The organism is Nocardia sp. BSTN01 (assembly GCF_015354405.1).
In the GTDB taxonomy this organism is placed as follows: Bacteria; Actinomycetota; Actinomycetes; order Mycobacteriales; family Mycobacteriaceae; genus Nocardia.
In genome coordinates this window covers 1-934 of record NZ_JADKYP010000163.1, presented here as the reverse complement: position 1 = coordinate 934, position 934 = coordinate 1, and the positions used below count along the sequence as shown (strand labels likewise).

Annotated in this window: 1 protein-coding gene; it reads right to left on the bottom strand. The window is 69.3% G+C overall.

Going from position 1 to position 934, the window contains the following annotated elements; genetic code table 11:
• Positions 1–934, bottom strand: a 934-nt coding sequence (locus IRT45_RS36335) for a condensation domain-containing protein (RefSeq protein ID WP_228536046.1), incomplete at both ends; no start/stop codon positions are given.

The window sequence follows — 934 nt, the reverse complement described above, 5'->3', positions numbered from 1 at the left end:
GGCGAAGGCCGACAGGTCGCGCTCGCGGACCTGGGCCAGCAGTTCGGTGAACCGCGCGCCCGAGTCGACCTGGGCACGCAGCACCAGGGTATTGACGAACATGCCGATCAGGTCGTCGAGGGCTCGCTCACCACGACCGGCGACCGGAATACCCACGGCGATGTCGTCGGTACCGCTCAACCGCGCCAGCAGCGCGGCGAAGGCGCCGTGCACCACCATGAACAGCGTGCTGTGCTGTCCCTGCGCGACCCGGCTCAGCCCGTCGACCAGCTCACCCGGCAGCCGGAACCGGTAGGTTCCGGCCTCGTAGCCGGCGACAGCCGGCCGCGGACGCGTCGACAGCCGCAGTTCGTCGGGCAGGCCGTTGAGCGCGTTGTGCCAGTACCCGAGTTGTTCGGAGATGACCGACCGCGGATCGTCCTCCGAGCCCAGCGATTCCCGTTGCCACAGTGCGTAATCCGCGTACTGCACGGGCAGCGGCGCCCAGCCGGGCTCCGATCCCGCGGTGCGAGCCAGGTAGGCGGTCATCAGATCGCGCACCAGCGGGGTCATCGAGAAACCGTCGGTGGCGATGTGGTGGACCACCACGACCAGCACATGGTCGGCGTCGCCGAGGCGGTACAGCCGCAACCGGGTCGGCGGCACGGCGGTGACATCGAAACCGCGGCCGACGAATTCGGTCAGCGCGGCCGGCAGATCCGCCTCGGTCGTATCGACCACGTCCAGCTCGGGCACGGCCCGGGTCGCGGGCAGGATCTGCTGGTAGGCCAAGCCCTCGTGGGAGGGGTAGATCGTGCGCAGCGATTCGTGCCGGGCCACCACGTCCGCGATCGCGGTCCGCAGCGCGTCGATATCGAGTTCGCCGGTCAGCCGCACCGCGGCCGGAATGTTGTTGGTCGCCGAATCGGTGTCGAAGCGGTTGAGGAACCACATC